Source organism: Pleomorphomonas sp. JP5, assembly GCF_023721815.1.
Classification (GTDB): Bacteria; Pseudomonadota; Alphaproteobacteria; order Rhizobiales; family Pleomorphomonadaceae; genus Pleomorphomonas.
In genome coordinates this window covers 95,442-111,193 of the sequence record NZ_JAMDLI010000005.1, presented here as the reverse complement: position 1 = coordinate 111,193, position 15,752 = coordinate 95,442, and the positions used below count along the sequence as shown (strand labels likewise).

Annotated in this window: 14 protein-coding genes; 5 read left to right on the top strand and 9 right to left on the bottom strand. The window is 65.4% G+C overall.

All coding sequences use genetic code 11. The features are described 5' to 3' along the window. Positions 1-328 precede the first annotated feature (328 nt). Positions 329-913 carry a TetR/AcrR family transcriptional regulator gene (locus tag M4J40_RS05380; protein WP_251752700.1) on the bottom strand — a complete coding sequence of 195 codons (585 nt, stop codon included), beginning with the start codon at positions 911-913 and terminating at the stop codon, positions 329-331. 109 nt (positions 914-1,022) lie between these two features. Here M4J40_RS05380 and M4J40_RS05375 point away from each other — a divergent pair, with 109 nt between their 5' ends. The 3 genes from M4J40_RS05375 (at position 1,023) to M4J40_RS05365 (ending at position 5,377) form a co-directional block, all read left to right on the top strand. Then, the gene (locus M4J40_RS05375) at positions 1,023-2,222 is read left to right on the top strand and encodes an MFS transporter (RefSeq protein ID WP_251752698.1); all 1,200 of its coding nucleotides are present in this window, start codon (positions 1,023-1,025) and stop codon (positions 2,220-2,222) included. A gap of 341 nt (positions 2,223-2,563) precedes the next feature. Then, positions 2,564-2,773 (top strand): hypothetical protein, encoded by a 210-nt coding sequence (locus M4J40_RS05370; protein WP_251752696.1) that lies wholly within the window; start codon positions 2,564-2,566, stop codon positions 2,771-2,773. A gap of 312 nt (positions 2,774-3,085) precedes the next feature. Further along, positions 3,086-5,377 (top strand): bifunctional diguanylate cyclase/phosphodiesterase, encoded by a 2,292-nt coding sequence (locus M4J40_RS05365; protein WP_251752695.1) that lies wholly within the window; start codon positions 3,086-3,088, stop codon positions 5,375-5,377. 174 nt (positions 5,378-5,551) lie between these two features. Here the strand turns inward: M4J40_RS05365 and M4J40_RS05360 are convergent, their stop codons facing one another. The 3 genes from M4J40_RS05360 to M4J40_RS05350 all read right to left on the bottom strand — a co-directional run bounded on the left by M4J40_RS05360 (position 5,552) and on the right by M4J40_RS05350 (position 7,416). Continuing rightward, positions 5,552-6,382, bottom strand: a complete 831-nt coding sequence (locus M4J40_RS05360; protein WP_251752693.1) for a helix-turn-helix transcriptional regulator — start codon at positions 6,380-6,382, stop codon at positions 5,552-5,554. Next, entirely contained in the window at positions 6,379-6,777 is a 399-nt protein-coding gene (locus tag M4J40_RS05355; RefSeq protein ID WP_251752691.1) for a VOC family protein, read from the bottom strand. The genes M4J40_RS05360 and M4J40_RS05355 overlap by 4 nt, the downstream gene beginning before the upstream one ends. 189 nt (positions 6,778-6,966) lie before the next feature. Then, positions 6,967-7,416: a heme-binding protein gene (locus M4J40_RS05350; RefSeq protein WP_251752702.1), complete on the bottom strand. Its 450-nt coding sequence runs from the start codon at positions 7,414-7,416 to the stop codon at positions 6,967-6,969. An 876-nt stretch (positions 7,417-8,292) separates the two neighbouring features. On the opposite strand from M4J40_RS05350, the gene M4J40_RS05345 reads away from it, so the two are divergent. Further along, positions 8,293-9,054 (top strand): hypothetical protein, encoded by a 762-nt coding sequence (locus M4J40_RS05345; protein WP_251752689.1) that lies wholly within the window; start codon positions 8,293-8,295, stop codon positions 9,052-9,054. 505 nt (positions 9,055-9,559) lie between these two features. Here the strand turns inward: M4J40_RS05345 and adh are convergent. The 4 genes from adh to M4J40_RS05325 form a co-directional block, all read right to left on the bottom strand. Next, a complete protein-coding gene (adh, locus tag M4J40_RS05340) occupies positions 9,560-11,077 on the bottom strand; it encodes an aldehyde dehydrogenase (RefSeq protein ID WP_251752687.1) in 1,518 nt (505 codons plus the stop codon). A 138-nt stretch (positions 11,078-11,215) separates the two neighbouring features. Beyond that, positions 11,216-12,199 carry a GAF domain-containing protein gene (locus tag M4J40_RS05335; protein WP_251752685.1) on the bottom strand — a complete coding sequence of 328 codons (984 nt, stop codon included), beginning with the start codon at positions 12,197-12,199 and terminating at the stop codon, positions 11,216-11,218. Between the two features lie 434 nt (positions 12,200-12,633). Continuing rightward, a complete protein-coding gene (locus M4J40_RS05330) occupies positions 12,634-13,044 on the bottom strand; it encodes a hypothetical protein (RefSeq protein ID WP_251752683.1) in 411 nt (136 codons plus the stop codon). 159 nt (positions 13,045-13,203) lie between these two features. Continuing rightward, positions 13,204-14,046 carry an MBL fold metallo-hydrolase gene (locus tag M4J40_RS05325; RefSeq protein ID WP_251752682.1) on the bottom strand — a complete coding sequence of 281 codons (843 nt, stop codon included), beginning with the start codon at positions 14,044-14,046 and terminating at the stop codon, positions 13,204-13,206. 148 nt (positions 14,047-14,194) lie between these two features. On the opposite strand from M4J40_RS05325, the gene M4J40_RS05320 reads away from it, so the two are divergent. Continuing rightward, complete coding sequence (locus M4J40_RS05320; protein WP_251752681.1) at positions 14,195-15,043, top strand: protein-L-isoaspartate O-methyltransferase; 849 nt, start codon at positions 14,195-14,197, stop codon at positions 15,041-15,043. A gap of 338 nt (positions 15,044-15,381) precedes the next feature. Here the strand turns inward: M4J40_RS05320 and M4J40_RS05315 are convergent, their stop codons facing one another. Beyond that, a complete protein-coding gene (locus tag M4J40_RS05315; RefSeq protein ID WP_251752679.1) occupies positions 15,382-15,672 on the bottom strand; it encodes a GIY-YIG nuclease family protein in 291 nt (96 codons plus the stop codon). Positions 15,673-15,752 lie beyond the last annotated feature (80 nt).

Below are 15,752 nucleotides of genomic sequence, written 5' to 3'. Positions count from 1 at the left end.
TTTGCCATCTCAAAACACCACCCAAACCGCCCGTAAGCGATCCAAGGCAGATGCTTCTCCCTGGGTTGGCGATTTAAACCGGACAGCAGTGGCCTAAAGCGCAGGATGACGATTTATATAGAGGGACCAGTTGGATAGGCCGCGCGCCGACCCACTTGGCGCATTGCGCCCCTAATAGAGGGCACCCCCGCTCAGATCCATACAAAACGCTCTATCTATTTGTTTTATATCAATTAACTGTCATCCTGCGCTTTAGGCGCAGAACCTCGGGCAGAACGGGGCGCAACGCCGATATCGCGCTCCCCTTCCCCCCGCTCCCATCCCCAGCTCACCCCTCGCCGTCCCGCAGCACCTCCGCGACCAATCCGGCCACATACTCCCCGCCCGGCGTCTCGCGGCCGAACAGGATGCGGTAGATCACCGGGGCGACCACCCGGTCCATCAGCACCGCCGTGTCGGGCGGGCTGTCGCCGCGATCGAGCGCCCTTTGCCGGATGACGTCGAGCTGCTGGCCGGTGTAGGCCGAGCAGGCGCAGGCGTTGTCCACCCGGTCGGCGGCGAGCACGTCGCGGATCATGGCGCGGCCGGGCTCGGAGGCCATCTCCTCGGCATATTGCTCCAGCCAGCCCTTGAGGTCGGCGCGCCAGTCGCCGCTGTCTGGCGGGGCGGCGTCGGGCCTCAGCTGGCGCACCGCCACGTCGGACAGAAGCTCGGCCAGCGTGCCCCAGCGGCGATAGATGGTCGACGGCGTCACCCCGGCGCGCGTGGCGATTGCCGGCACCGTCAGCTCCTCGCCCGCCTGCTTCAGCTCGTCCACCGCCTTGAACACCGCCGCCTGAATACGGGCGGCGCGACCGCCGGGGCGCGGCATCGCCTGCGGAGACTTCTCTGCAACCCTTTGTTTCTGTTCCATGTCCCACCCCGCGACGGGCAACACGTCTCCACTAAAGCAAATAATTTGCTTTTAGAGTCACATCGCCGTATAAACGCAAACTCTTTGCTTTTACCACAGAGGCCAGACCATGACCATCCGCATCGATATGGCCGGGGCCGGCAAACGCGCCGGCCTGATCCTCCACGCCACCACGCTCGTCGCCTTCCTCGCCGCCTCCAGCGCGCCGACGCCGCTCTACCCGCTCTACCGGGCGGCCTGGGGCTTCTCGCCCTTCATGATCACGGTGGTGTTCGCCGTCTACGCGGCGGCGCTGCTCACCACCCTCCTGTTCTTCGGCGCGCTCTCCAACCACTGGGGCCGGCGGCCGGTGATCCTGCTGGCGCTCGCCGCCGAACTCCTGGCCATGGCCCTCTTCCTCGGCGCGCAAGATGGCGGCTGGCTGCTCGCCGCCCGCCTCGTCCAGGGCTTTGCCACCGCGCTCGCCACCACGTCGCTCGCCGCCGCCCTGCTCGACGTCGACCACAGGGTCGGCGCCACCATCAACTCCGTCGCGCCGATGATCGGCATGGGCGTCGGCGCGCTGGGCTCCGGCCTGCTGGCGCAAGTGGCGCCCGCGCCGCTCCGCGTCGTCTACGGGCTGCTGATCGCCGTCTTCCTCATCCAGGTCCTGCGCAGCGCCCGCGCGCCCGAGACGGCGGCCTCGCTCAGCGCCGCCAAGTGGACGCCGCGCCCGCGCATCGAGGTGCCGCCGGCCGCCCGCCGGGCCTTCCTGCGCGTCGCCCCGCTCAACATCGCCACCTGGGCGCTCGGCGGCTTCTTCCTGTCGTTGATGCCGTCGCTGATCCGCGAGAGCGGCGGCGCCACCTGGCTGGGCGGCGGCGCGGTGGCCGCCCTCACCTTCGCCGGCACCGCCGCCATCGTCACCACCCGCAACAGGACCGCCGGCGCAGGCCTCGCCATCGGCAGCCTTGCCATCTCGCTCGGCACGACGGTCATCCTCGGCGGCGCCTATCTTTCAAGCCCCGCCGTGCTGATGGTCGGCGCCCTGATCTCCGGCATCGGCTTCGGGGCCGGCTTCCTGGGCGCCACGCGCAGCATCGTCGCCAAGGTCAGGCCGGAGGAGCGCGCCGGGCTGATGTCGGCCTTCTACTTCGAAAGCTACCTCGCCAACGCCGCCCCGGCCATGATCGCCGGCTACGCCGCCCGCCACCTCGGCCTCGTCGAGACGGCCACCGGCTTCGGCGCCGTCATCATCGTGCTGTCGCTGCTGTCGCTCGCCCTCCCCGACGCCGCCTGCCCGGAGAAGACAGTGGAACAGGGCGTGTGAGGGTGGCGGGGCGGCCGATATCGGTGTCTCGCTCTACCTTCCCAAGGTCCACCTTGCATTCGCACGCGAATGCAAGCGGCCTTCGCGCAGGACGACAATCTATGTACATGTTTTAATTATATAATTCAGTCATCCTGCGCTTTAGGCGCAGGACCTCGGGCAGAACAGAGCTCCCGGCCCATATCGCGCTCCCTCCTCCCTCACAGGAACTCCGCCGCCGACAGCACCTGCACCGCCGATCACGTTTTGCAGGGCCAGAGGAACCCTCGGTCACGACCGAAGGTTTCGTTCCCCGTTGGAAGCCGGCGCGTCGCCGCTTCCGGGCTGAGAGGAGTTCGGCCATGTCAGATCATCCCCGGATCCCCGTGGAAACGCTCCACCACATCGCCACCTTGTCCGAACAGATGTCGCAGCAGGCCCGGCGCTGCGATCTGTCCTTCGTCGCCTATCTCCTGTCCATGGCGAGCCAGGAAGCGCGCGACGAGCTGAAGAGGGCCGGCTTCCCCATCGCGGCCAACCAGGGCGTCCGCGCCGGCAACGTCGTGCAGTAACCGGCACGCGGGGCGGAGCGCCGCCCTCGTCCCGCGCGCCCGGAGCCTCATGAAGACAGTGGATTGGAGCCTGCTGGAGAGCGGGCTTGCCGCCTCACGCACTCAGCACAAATGTCAATCTCGCCAAGGCCGACACAGACTATCATTCATGGTGGAATCGCGTATATTTCAACGCATCCAATATTGAATCTGCTTCATCGGAGTAGACCTGCTTTCTTGGCAAAGTTGCCATTATTGGTAATGTATCAGGAGTAGAATAGACGCTCGTCACGCGGAAACGGCAGGTCGAAATTGCTTCGCGAAATCGAACAGATGAAAGAGGCGTCCCGCTCGTCGGTTTCACCCCTTGAATTCATCATATTGATTATTGATGGATTTTTAGTCCTGTTCATCGCCGTCGCCACGCTGTCGGCGGCTTCGCGATTGAGCGACGCGGCGATCGAGCGGCAGCTCAAGATCCAGACCAACATCGCCGACGTGATGTCGGACGAGATCAACCACGCCTTCCAGGCCATGGACCTGGTGCTCATCGGCATCACGGACCACCTGAAAGCCAGGGAGGTCAACGACCAGGTCTCGCTGATCGCCGAAACCACCAGCCAGTCCGCCTTCGAAACGCTGCGCGCGCGCATGTCCGGCCTCGCCTTCCTGGACGCGCTGACCATAACCGACGAGACCGGTCGCGTGCTGGCGTCGACGCGCAGATGGCCGGCGCCCGAGGCCTATTTCGGCGACCGCCCCTATTTCAAGGCGATGCAGAGCATGATCGGCCCACCGACCTATCTCAGCCAGCCGATCATCGGTCGCATCGCCGGCCGGCCCAACCTGGTGCTGTCGCACCGCATGACCTCCGACGACGGCCACTTCCTCGGCGTCGTCAACGCGGCGTCCGACCAGGGCTACTTCGCCAACCGGCTGGCGCGCGTCGACGTCGGCAAGGGCAGTCTCATCGCCTTCATCCTCGAAGACGGCACCGTCCTGGCCCAGTCGCCGGCGCTCGTGCTGGACAAGGCCTCGGAGGCCAACCCGCCCAGGCACGACGCCGGCGCGCTGCTCGCCCTGCCGGCCGCCGGCGGGCTCGTTCCGGCGGACATCCTCGGCGATACCGAGCGCTACGCCGCCATCCGCCGCCTCCCCAGCTATCCGGCGGCCATCGTCATCAGCGTCGCCGCCCGGACGGTCAACGAGGAGATCCGCCGCACGATCTTTCCGCTGGCGATCGCCTCCCTGCTGGTCTGCGCCGGCATCCTGCTCGTCACCGGGTTGTGGATCCGCCAGCTGCGGCGCGATCGCAAGCAATCGGCCCTCCAGTATCGCCAGGCGCGCACCGACGTGTTGACCGGCCTTGCCAACCGTCTGTATTTCGTCGAGTGGCTGGAAGCGCTCGACAGGACCGGCAGCGTCTCGCCCTACGCGCTCTATTTCGCCGACCTCGACTATTTCAAGACCATCAACGACACCCTCGGCCACGACGTCGGCGACAAGCTGCTGGCGGCCGTCGCAGAGCGTCTCGTCGAGCATCTGGGCCCCACCGACCGCATCGCCCGCCTCGGCGGCGACGAGTTCGCCATCATCTGCATGGGCGTGATGGACGAGATCAATGCCCTCAGGATCGCCGAGATCATCGTCTCCGCCATCCGGAAACCGTTCCAGATCGAGGGCCACCAGCTCAACATCAGCACCTCCATCGGCATCTCGCTCTGCCCGCGCGACGGGCACGACCTCGTCACCCTGCTGAAGTGCGCCGACCTCGCCCTGTTCAAGGCCAAGGCGGACGGGCGCGGCCTCACCCGCGTCTTCTCCGAGGAGCTGGCGAGCGCCATGGAAACCCGGCGCGAGCTGCAGGCCGATCTCGAGGAGGCCTGGAAGCTCGGCCAGTTCTACCTCGCCTACCAGCCGATCTACGAGGCGGCCGGCCGCCGCCTCGCCGGCTTCGAGGCCCTGTTGCGCTGGAAGCATCCGACGCGCGGCATGGTGCCGCCCGACGTGTTCATTCCCGTCGCCGAGGAGACCGGGCTGATCAACCGCCTGGGCGCCTGGGTGCTGGAACGGGCCTGCGCCGAGGCCATGACCTGGCCCGCGCCGCTGTTCGTGTCGATCAACCTGTCGCCGGTGCAGTTCCGCGCCGGCGCCATCGAGGCGCAGGTTCACCGGGCGCTCAGGCTCTCCGGCCTGCCCAACGAGCGGCTGGAGCTGGAAATCACCGAGTCGACGCTGCTCCAGAAGGAGGGCGGCGTCCAGGCGGCCCTCGGCAATCTGCGCGCTTCGCGCATCAACATCGCGCTCGACGATTTCGGCACCGGCTACTCGTCCCTGCGCTACCTGATCGACTTCCAGATCGACCGCATCAAGGTCGACCGCTATTTCGTCGAAGGCGTCGCCGACAAGTCGTCCAGCCAGGCGATCATCCAGGCCATCCTGGCGCTCGCTTCCACCCTCGGCCTGCAATGCACCGCCGAGGGCATCGAAACCGAGGAGCAGGCCGAAATCCTCGGCAACGGCGGCTGCAGCCACCTCCAGGGCTACCTCCTCGGCCGCCCCGTGACGCCCGAACAAGCCCAAACCCTCGCCCTCGCCACCGAAAGGCGCGTCGAGGCGGGCTGAGGGCGGGGAGAGGGAAGCAATGCGGCAAAGGGTAGATTACGACCTATCCACCTGAAACCTATATATAAATTGTCATCCTTGCAAAAGCGAGGACCTCGGGCCGGAAGGGGCGCAACGCCGATATCGGGCTCCCTGTTTCATGGAGCCTGATATGGGCCGCTCCCCTTCCCCCGCTCACCCCACACCCACCACCGCCCCTCGCGCGTGCCCCCGGATGGCCGTGGGCGGAAAGCCGAAGCGGCGGCGGAAGCGGATGGCGAAGCGGGAGGCGGATTCGTAGCCGACTTCCAGCGCCACGCGGTTGACGGAGAGATCGGTCGATTGCAGCAGCAGCATGCCCTGGGCCATGCGCACGTCGGCGATGAGGTCGCCCAGAGTCGTTCCCTCGGCGGCGAGACGGCGGCGCAGCGTCGCCTCGCTGACGGCGAGACGGTCGGCCACCTCCGCCGCCGGCCAGCGCGCATCGGCCGAGCCCTCGATCAGCCGCCGCACCCGCACGGCAAAGCTCGGGCTTTCCGCCGACGAGAAGCGGATGCCCTGAAGCGACAGCCAGACCAGAACCTCGGTGAGCCGGTGCCGGGCCACCGCCTCGGGCACCCCATCGGCGTCGCCGATTGCCTCGATGGCCCGGTCGAAGGCCTGGGCGAACGACGCGTCCAGCCGGCCGAACGCCGCCACGCCCCTCACCGTCGCCCCCTCGCCGCTCCGCTCGAAGGCGGCGATGATCGAGGGGTCCCACACCAGCCAGCGCGCGCCGTAGCGGCCGCGCTCCGACAGGCGATTGGTCACGTCGAAGGTCTGCCCGCCGGCCAGCGCCACGCCCTCGCCGCCCGCCACCCTCCACGACCCGCCGGGCGCCTCCAGGATCTTCGAGCCGTGATCGACCACGATCAGCGTGGGACGGTCGACGACGACGCGGCTGAACCGGAGGTCGCAGCCCTGGGCGACGCTGGCCGTGAAGCCGACGCCGGGGCGGTTGAGCAGCGCCTTGGCATGGTCGCTCATGTCGCCCCCCGGCAAACGGCGCAGAGTTTGTTGCCATCGGGGTCGCGCACATAGGCGAGATGCACCGGCCCGACCATCGGGTTGTGGCGAAGGCCCGGCGGGTCCTCGATGGAGACGCCGCCGTGGGCCACCGCCGCGTCGTGAAAGGCCCGCACCACGTCGGGCGAGCCGCAGCGGAAGGCGATGGTGCCGCCGTTGGCCGGGCTCGCCGGACGATCGTCGATCGGCTGACTGACGCAGAACGATCCGCCGTCGTGCCGGTAGAACAGCCTGACGTGACCACTCGCCGCCACGTTGCGAACCGCCTCACCCGCCCCCAGCGTGCCGAGCACCGCGTCGTAGAAACGCCTGGACCGCTCGATGTCGTTCGTCCCGACCACCACGTGATTGATCATGTTCCCGCTCCGAACTGCCGATGACGGAAATCTAGCACCGTTTACGGCCACATTCGGTGCGATCTCGCTCTCTTTCGGTGCCGATCCGTTCAGACGCCGCCCCAAGACGTCGGTTCGCCCGCGTCGTCGCCCCACAAAAAAAACCGGCCCGAACGTGTCGGACCGGCCCCGCACCAGGTTATGTGACGATTAGTTGGCGGCAGCTGCGCCGGCTTGAGCGACGGCCATGTCATCCTCGACGGACGAACCGGACACGCCGATCGCGCCGATGATGACGCCATCCTTGTCCTTGATCAGCTCGCCGCCGCCGAAGACCACCAGACCGTCGTTGGTGACTTCGATGCCGTAGAGCGGTTGGCCAACCTGTGCCAGCGCGCCGAGATCCTTGGTCGGCATGTTGAACAGGCGGGCGGTCTTGGCCTTCTTGATCGAAATGTCGACACTGCCGAGGAAGGCCCCTTCCATGCGGGCGAACGCCTTCAGGTTGCCACCGGCATCGACGATGGCAATGTTCATCAGCGTGCCCTGCTCCTTGGCCTTGGCCTTGGCGGCATCGATGGCCTTGTCGGCTTGCTCAAGCGTGATGTCGCCCGGCAAGATCAGCTTGGAAGCATCGGCGGCGAGAGACGCGCCAGCCATCAGAGTGCCAAGCGCGAATGTAATTACGGCTTTACGGAACATAGTAACTCCTCCTGCAAAGACCGGGCGCCTCTCCTCATCCGGCGGTTGATGTTTACGCTCTTCACGCGGAATGCTTTTCGAACAAAAGTCAGCAATGTCAGAACACTACAAACCGTCCGCTTTGCACCCGCGTGTTAAGATGTAACATTGAAAAATATATCGATCTATCGCTATCCGTCGCCTGAGTGTTTTCCCGGATGGATGTCAATCTGGCATGGGATGGTGACGAACGGGCTATCCATCCGCACTCGGACGGCTCGGGCAATAGCGGCCATCGAGCCGGCCATTCTCGCGGGAGAAGTCTCTCGCCGAAATCTGCAAATACCTGAAATCATGGGACTTCATTGAGGCTTGTCGCCACCCTGCAAGCGGACAGAAAGCAGGCCGGATGACGTTCCCCGCCGAGGTCGTTCTCCAATACACCCGCGCCAGCGTGCGAGCACCGCGCCATGGAAGCGCCTGGAGCGCCCGACATCGCTCGCGCCGACCATGACGAGCCGGATCATGGCTTTCATCCCATTGATATGACGATGATACAGACCCAACGTCATGGAGAGCCATATTGGTGCAAGACAGGGCTCTTTCCGTGATAATCCGATCAGATGGCAGAGACGGACGCCCGCCCGGCGGCGACGGTGCGGCAGGTTCCGAGTTCGCCCTGGGAACACGTCGTGGTTACGCGCCCTTGCCGGCACACGGGAAAACAGCAAGACTGGCCACCATGCCCTGGCGAGAATCCGCCTCCTCAACGCCACCGGTGGCGTCGGTGCGTCGCCGTGACATGGGCAGGACACTCGGCTTTCGGTCCCGAAAAACGGAACCGAAGCACAGTCATTGGCAGAGAGCATCATGCGTTTGTTGAAGTTTGGAATCGTTGCCGTCGTCGCTGTCGTCGCCAGTCTCTCGTTGACCGAGGCTTATGCTGCCGATGAGGCCCATTTCAAAACGCCGGAAGAGGCCATCACCGCCTTCATGGAAGCGGTGAAGAAACAGGATTTCGAGGCCATTCTGGCGACGACCGCCGTCGATCGCATGAGCAAGGGCTACGACTTCGTGGCGCAAGCCGGGCAGCTCAAGGTGATCATGCCCTCTTTCGCGATGCCGGCCAGCGATCCCTTTTTCATCTCGGTCAACAAAGCGTTCTACGCGGGTATGATGGCAAAAGATGTCCAGTTTCTCACTTACAGTCTGATGCTGGCGAACAATCCAGTGATCATAGACACGCTTCTGGAGGGCCATTCCTACGCCAATCCAGACTACCCGACAGCTGCGTGGGATATGTTCGACGCTGTACAGGCAGAGCGCCTGTCAGAACTCTCAATTTCGAAAATCGGTACCCCGTTGCCGGAAGAAGTGAACAGCGAACGGCAACAGCGCCTTTTCTCCGGACACGCCAAGTTGTTTCAGGGTGACGCCGAAACCGAACGCGTCGCCCTTCTTTCGTTCGACAGCCGCGATTTCCTGGTCGGCTTCAGTCTGATCCGCTTCGGCGACGACTGGCTTGTCGAGGGGACGAGGCCGTGGGTAGCGAAGACCAATCGCATGGGGGGCGCCAAGCGGACCACGCCGGACGAGTTCGAAGCGCTGATCCGCTAGGGCACCCGCCGAAGAACTTGCAAGACTTGGCCATCCGGTGAACGTTCCGGATCGCAGGGGTGCCTGATACGACCCTCAGCGCCATCTCGTCCTGAGGTCCCCGCCTTCGCGGGGATGACAGCTTGATAGAGGCGCGCCGCTATCCGATTGCGTCATCTATATAATTCACCTGTCATCCCCGCGCAGGCGGGGACCTCAGGAAGGTAGAGCGAGCGGCCGGTATAGGACTCCCACTCCGCAAAAACTTGAAGCGCCGACCCGGCTCCCCAGATCGACGCTCCAATATCTGCTCATAGGCTCGCCGCCAGAGCCTGGATCGAAATTCGCTGGGGTGAGGCAGATAGCAACGAGCGCGAGAACCGGAGCGGAGCGGACTTCGAGCAACGCCAGCAAAAGTGGGAACCGGTTTTGCGTCCGGCGTTGCGTCTTAAGAAAACAGCCCGTGAGCACCGGAAGCGCAGCGCTCTAAGCTAGCTGCCCGCCCCAGTAGAATTTCGGCCAGGCTCTAGAAGAAGCCCAGTTTCTTGGGGTTGTAACTGACCAGGAGGTTCTTGGTCTGCTGGTAGTGGTCGAGCATCATGGAGTGGGTTTCGCGGCCGATGCCGGACTGCTTGTAGCCGCCGAAGGCGGCGTGGGCCGGGTAGGCGTGGTAGCAGTTGGTCCAGACGCGGCCGGCCTGGATGTTGCGGCCGAAGCGATAGAGGCGGTTGGCATCGCGGCTCCAGACGCCGGCCCCGAGGCCGTAGAGCGTGTCGTTGGCGATCTCCAGCGCTTCGTCCTCGTCCTTGAAGGTGGTGACGGAGACTACCGGGCCGAAGATCTCTTCCTGGAACACGCGCATCTTGTTGTTGCCCTGGAAGACGGTCGGCGTCACGTAATAGCCGCCTTCCAGCTCGCCGCCGAGGTGGGCGCGGGTGCCGCCGGTCAGCACCTTGGCGCCTTCCTGGCGGCCGATGTCGAAGTAGCCGAGGATCTTGTTGAGCTGCTCCTCGGAGGCCTGGGCGCCGATCATCGTGTCGGGGTCGAGCGGGCTGCCCTGCTTGATGGCGTGCACGCGGGTCAGCGCCCGCTCGATGAACTTGTCGTAGATGCTTTCCTGGATCAGGGCGCGGCTCGGGCAGGTGCAGACCTCGCCCTGGTTGAGGGCGAACATCACGAAGCCCTCGATGGCCTTGTCGAAGAACTCGTCATCTTCCGCCAGCACATCGGAGAAGAAGATGTTGGGCGACTTGCCGCCCAGCTCCAGCGTCACCGGTATCAGGTTCTGCCCGGCATACTGCATGATCAGCCGGCCGGTCGACGTCTCGCCGGTGAAGGCGATCTTGGCGACGCGTTTGGAGGAGGCCAGCGGCTTGCCCGCCTCGAGGCCGAAGCCGTTGACGACGTTGAGCACGCCCGGCGGCAACAGATCGCCGATCAGCTCCATCAATACCAGGATCGAGGCCGGCGTCTGCTCGGCCGGCTTCAGCACCACGCAGTTGCCGGCGGCGAGCGCCGGTGCCAGCTTCCAGGCGGCCATCAGGATCGGGAAGTTCCAGGGAATGATCTGTCCGACCACGCCCAGCGGCTCGTGGAAGTGATAGGCGATGGTGTCGTGGTCGATCTCGGAGAGCGTGCCTTCCTGGGCGCGCAGGCAGCCGGCGAAATAGCGGAAATGGTCGATGGCGAGCGGAATGTCGGCGGCCGTCGTCTCGCGGATCGGCTTGCCGTTGTCCCATGTCTCGGCCAGCGCCAGACGACCGAGGTTCTCCTCCATGCGGTCGGCGATGCGGTTGAGAATGTAGGCGCGCTGGGCGACGTTGGTCTTGCCCCAGGCCTCGCGGGCGGCGTGGGCCGCGTCCAGCGCCAGCTCGACGTCGGCCGCTTCCGACCGCGCCACTTCGCAGAGCTTCTGGCCGGTGATCGGCGACAGGTTGTCGAAGGTGCGCCCGCTCAGCGCATCCTTGAACTCGCCGCCGATGTAGTTGCCATACTTGGTGCGGAACGGCAGATCGACGGCCTTGACGGTGCTCTGATAGGTCATTTCGTCCTCCCGAAAGTGTCGCGCGTTGACCGCGCTGCCGGGAGAATTGCGTAAGGGAAATCCAATATCCAGCCGCCCCGCCACGGCGGCTGACCGCAAGTGTCGCAGTTCTGCGACAGTCCGATGACGGGATGTGGATCAGGCCACCGAAGCGTGGGCAACCCGCTCATGCAGGCCGAGTTTGTTGAGCTTGCGGTGCAGCGTGGCTCGGCTGATGCCGAGGAGTTCGGCGGCCTGCGACACGTTGCCGCGCGCCCGCGCCAGCGCCCGCTGCACCACCGAGCGTTCGCCGGCGGCGAGGTCGTCGGCTTCGCGCTCGCGGGCGATCAGGTCGCCGAGCGGCGTTCGGCCGTCGAGATCCGCCGCGCTGAGGCCGAGCAGCTGCCGGGCGGCGCGGGTGGCGCCGACGATCAGCTCGTGGCCGTCGACGGCGACCAGCGCGTCGGCCCGCCCTTCCGGCGAGGGGGCGAGGATGATGCGGCTCTTGGGGAAGGCGCGGCGGAACAGGTCGCACTCGATGCGCCGCGCCGCGTCGACCACCGACTGGCCGATCAGCGTCAGGAAGCCCTCGGTCAGGTCGGCCCGGCAGGAGGAGACGTCGATCACTGCGGCGAGCTGCCCGTCGGCGTCGTGGATCGGCGAGGAGGTGCAGCTCAGAAGCGCGTTGCGGCTGAAGAAATGCTGGTCGCGATGGATGGTCACCGGCCGCTGTTCGGCGATGGCGGTGCCGATGCCGTTGGTGCCCTGGCTCTCCTCGCTCCACGGCGTGCCGACCCACAGGCCCCAGGCGCTGAAGGTGGCGTCGTCGCCGGCCGCGCCCCGCCGTTCGAGCGGAACGCCATTGCGATCGGCCAGCAGCACGCAGCAGCCGACACCGCCGACGGCGGCGTGCAGGCGATCCATGGCGCCGGTCGCGCAGGCGATCAGCGGCTCCAGCGGCTCACGGGCCAGCGCGATCTCCTCAGCGGTCAGCCGCCAGTCGGGCGGGCGCGGCGATGCCGGGTCGAGCTTGTGCAACACCTGCGAGCGATGCCACGACGCGGCGATGACCGAGCGGGCCGCCCCGTCCGCGGCCAGCGTGTCCCTGATGTGGCGTGCGTGAAGTTCATCTGACCTGTCCACGCTTTTCCTCCTCGAGAAGCGTTGGCCACGACGTCCTGAAGGTCCTCCAGCCCTGATCCGCCCTCCGCGCGAACCATCCCAACCAAAGAGCGAGACGCCGATCCCTCCTCCGCCGGATCGAGCCGCGCCCTACGGGTAAACCCCGATGGGGGCTTCTTCATAATCTTGTTTTTGGAGGTAGACAATTCGCCCAAAAGACTCGGCGCGGCGGCCGATCCGACGTCAGGTTGCAGTGAAAACGAGCGACGAGATCGAGTTCCAGCCGCGCCGGCAGAGTGATACGTCCGTCGGCACCTTCTCGTACTGAGGTCCTGCGCCTTCGCTCAGGATGACGTATAAATATTTGTTTTAATTATATAAATTTGTCATCCTGCGCGAAGGCGCAGGACCTCAGGACGAGAAATCTCACCGGCCATTATCACGCCCCCTCCCCCTCACCTTCCGACGAAGGTCCCGCGCCAGGCGCCGCCGGCCAGCCGGATCTCGTCGTTGACGATGGGGGCCGACAGTGTGGAGGGCAGCACCATCCTTGTGACCAGCGGAACATGGCTGGTGGCCTTGGTGTTGTTCAAGGTCACCGTCGTCGTGTCTCCGGACCGACAGACGGTTGCCTTCCCGGTCAGCCACGGCTCACCGGCCTTGCTGGCCGAGTAGACAAGACCGCCGGCTCCATCCGCGATGACGATTGTCAGCGGCTTGCCATCGTCGGCGGTCGTCTCCTGCCAGCGCGCCTTCACCCCCTCGGCCTTGAGCTCGGTGACCGATGTGAGGCAGGCGGCGTGAGCAAGCGTGGCCCCATTGAGAATCAAGAGGCAAACAAGCAATCCGAGCTTCGTCGGGCTCATGGTCTTCCCCTGGGGCAGTTCGGCAAGGCGGCAACCGGCTTCCCGAGTTTCCGCGCCATAGAGCCCGTCCGGCGAACTCTGGTTCGCCAACGTGCTCTATCTCTTTTCTCTCACGCAACTCCGGACGCAAAACCGGTTCCCACTTTTGCTGGAGTTGCTCTACCCCTCTAGCGCCGCCTTGTATCGAACAAATGACGCCTCCACCCGCGCCTTGGCGTCGCCGATGATCTCCCGCCCCGCAAACGAGCTGTAGATGTCGGAAAACGCCAGCGGCGCCACCATCCGCTCCAGCCGCGCCAGCGCCTTGGGGCCCAGCGGCACCATGTTGGGGTAGCTCCACATGAAGCTGACGAAGCGCCGGTCCATGGCCACCATCAGCGCGTCGCCGGTGAACAGGCTGCCGCCGGGGCGCGGCCCGGTCTTCCACAACAGCCCGGAGCTGCCGTCGAAATGGCCGGGCAGATGCACGAGATCGATGGCGTCGGTCAGGGTGAAGCGGTCGCCGTCCCAGAAGCGCAGGAAGGGGCTGTCGAAGCGCACCCAGTCCTCGTCCGCCTCGTTGAGGTAGATCGGCACGCCGCCCAGCGCGGCGCTCCACTCCAGCACGGCCGAATAGAAATGCGGGTGCGAGATGGCGATGGCCTGCACGCCGCCCCCGTCCGCACTCAGCTCGGCGATCCGCTCCAGGGCGGCGTCGGTCACGATGGGCAGGCACTCCCACATCACCATGCCGCCCGCCTGCGGGATCAGGAAGGCGCGCTGGCCGATGGCAAACGACGGCGTCACCGACAGCGTCGTCACCCCGGCGCAATCCTCGAAGCGGATCTCATGCTGCGCGGCCACCTCGGCCGAGGTGGTCCAGCGCTGACCTTCCCAGCCGACATACTGCCGTTCGTCGCTGCACACCGGACAAACGTCCATCCGCTCCGCTTCCGGATACTGCGTGCCGCAGGTGACGCAGGAAGGCGCGCGCGAAAATGCCAGTCGGTTGTTTGCCTTCATTGCCTGCCTCCGAAGCCGTCGCTATCTTGATCTCACGGTACCAGTTAGCATCCCGATGTAAAGCAAACGGATCGCCCTCTCCATCTACCCATCTCGGCGATCGACCCCATATGTCCCGGATACCCTTATCGGAACACGAGGCCCCGCCATGCCCAAACGCGCCGGCATCGAGGAGATCAGGACTTTTTATGCCCGGTTGATGGGCGCCGCCAGCAAGTGGCCCGACCCCCGGCTCGGCCGGGCCTTCGAGGCCATCCCGCGCGAGGCCTTCTCGCCGCCCGGTCCCTGGCGGATCGTCTTCCATGGCCGCCCCGTCGACACGCCCAGCGCCGACCCCGCCTATCTCTACCAGGATGTGCTGGTCACGCTCGACGCGGCCAAGGGCATCAACAACGGCGAGCCTTCGCTGCACGCCGCCTGGATGGGCGCCGTCGCCCCTCAGGCCGGCGAGGCGGTGACCCACGTCGGGGCAGGCGCCGGCTACTACACCGCCATCCTGCAAATGCTGGTGCTGCCCACCGGCTCGGTCACCGCCTTCGAGATCGACGAGCGCCTCGCCGAGCTCGCCCGCCGCAACCTCGCGCCCATGGAGGGCGTGACCGTGGTGACCGGCGACGCCACCGCCCAGCCGCTGCCGAAATCCGACGTGATCTACGTGAACGCCGGCGTCGCCGCGCCGCCGGTCGACTGGCTCGACGCCCTCAACCCCGGGGGCCGGCTGATCTTCCCCTGGCGGCCAAGCGAGGACATCGCGCTGACGCTGCTCGTCAAGGCCTGCAATGGCGGCTTTTCCGCCACCCCCTTGATGCGCGCCTGGTTCATCCCCTGCGTCGGCGCGTCGTCCGAACTGCAGCCGCAAAAGCTGCCAGCGAGCGTCGACGCGGCCCGCACCCTCCGCTCCATCTGGCGCACCACCGACCGCACCCCCGACCAATCCGCCCTCGCCGTCTACCGCGATGTGTGGTTCTCGTCGGAAAAGCTGGAAGGCGGCGCGTAGGGGGAGACCTATATCGACCGCTCGCTCCACTGGTCCCGAGGTCCTGCGCCTTCGCGCAGGATGACAGAATTATATAATGAAAACATATACATAAATTGTCATCCTGCGCGAAGGCCACTGCTGTCCGGTTTAAATCACTGGACAGGGTGCATGGCATTGATTCTACTCGTCTTCAGACGTTTAGCCGCGTTCTGGACACGAGCAGGACACCACCCAAACCGCCCGTAAGCGATCCAAGGCAGATGCTTCTCCCTGGGTTGGCGATTTAAACCGGACAGCAGTGGCGAAGGCGCAGGACCTCGGGCAGAAAAGGGTGCCACGCCGATATCAGGCTCCCCTCACCACATGATCGTCTCGAACAGATCCTCCCACTCGGGGTTCATCTCTTCGATCAGCCTGATCTTCCAGGCACGCTTCCAGAACTTCAGCCGCTTCTCTCGATGAATGGCCTCGGCGATGTCGCCGCAATCCTCGTACCAGACCAGCCGCGTACAGTTGTAGCTGTCGGTGAACCCGCGATAGATATGGTTGCGATGCTCCCAGATCCGCCCCTCCAGATCGGAGGTAACGCCAACGTAGAGCACACCCCGCGGCTTGTTGGTGACGATGTAAACGCAACCGGACTTCATGCTGCGAGCATCATCGACATGAGAAGGTTGCGCAACCCTAGGGTCTATGACGCCCGATATCAACCACGCGCCCCTTCCGG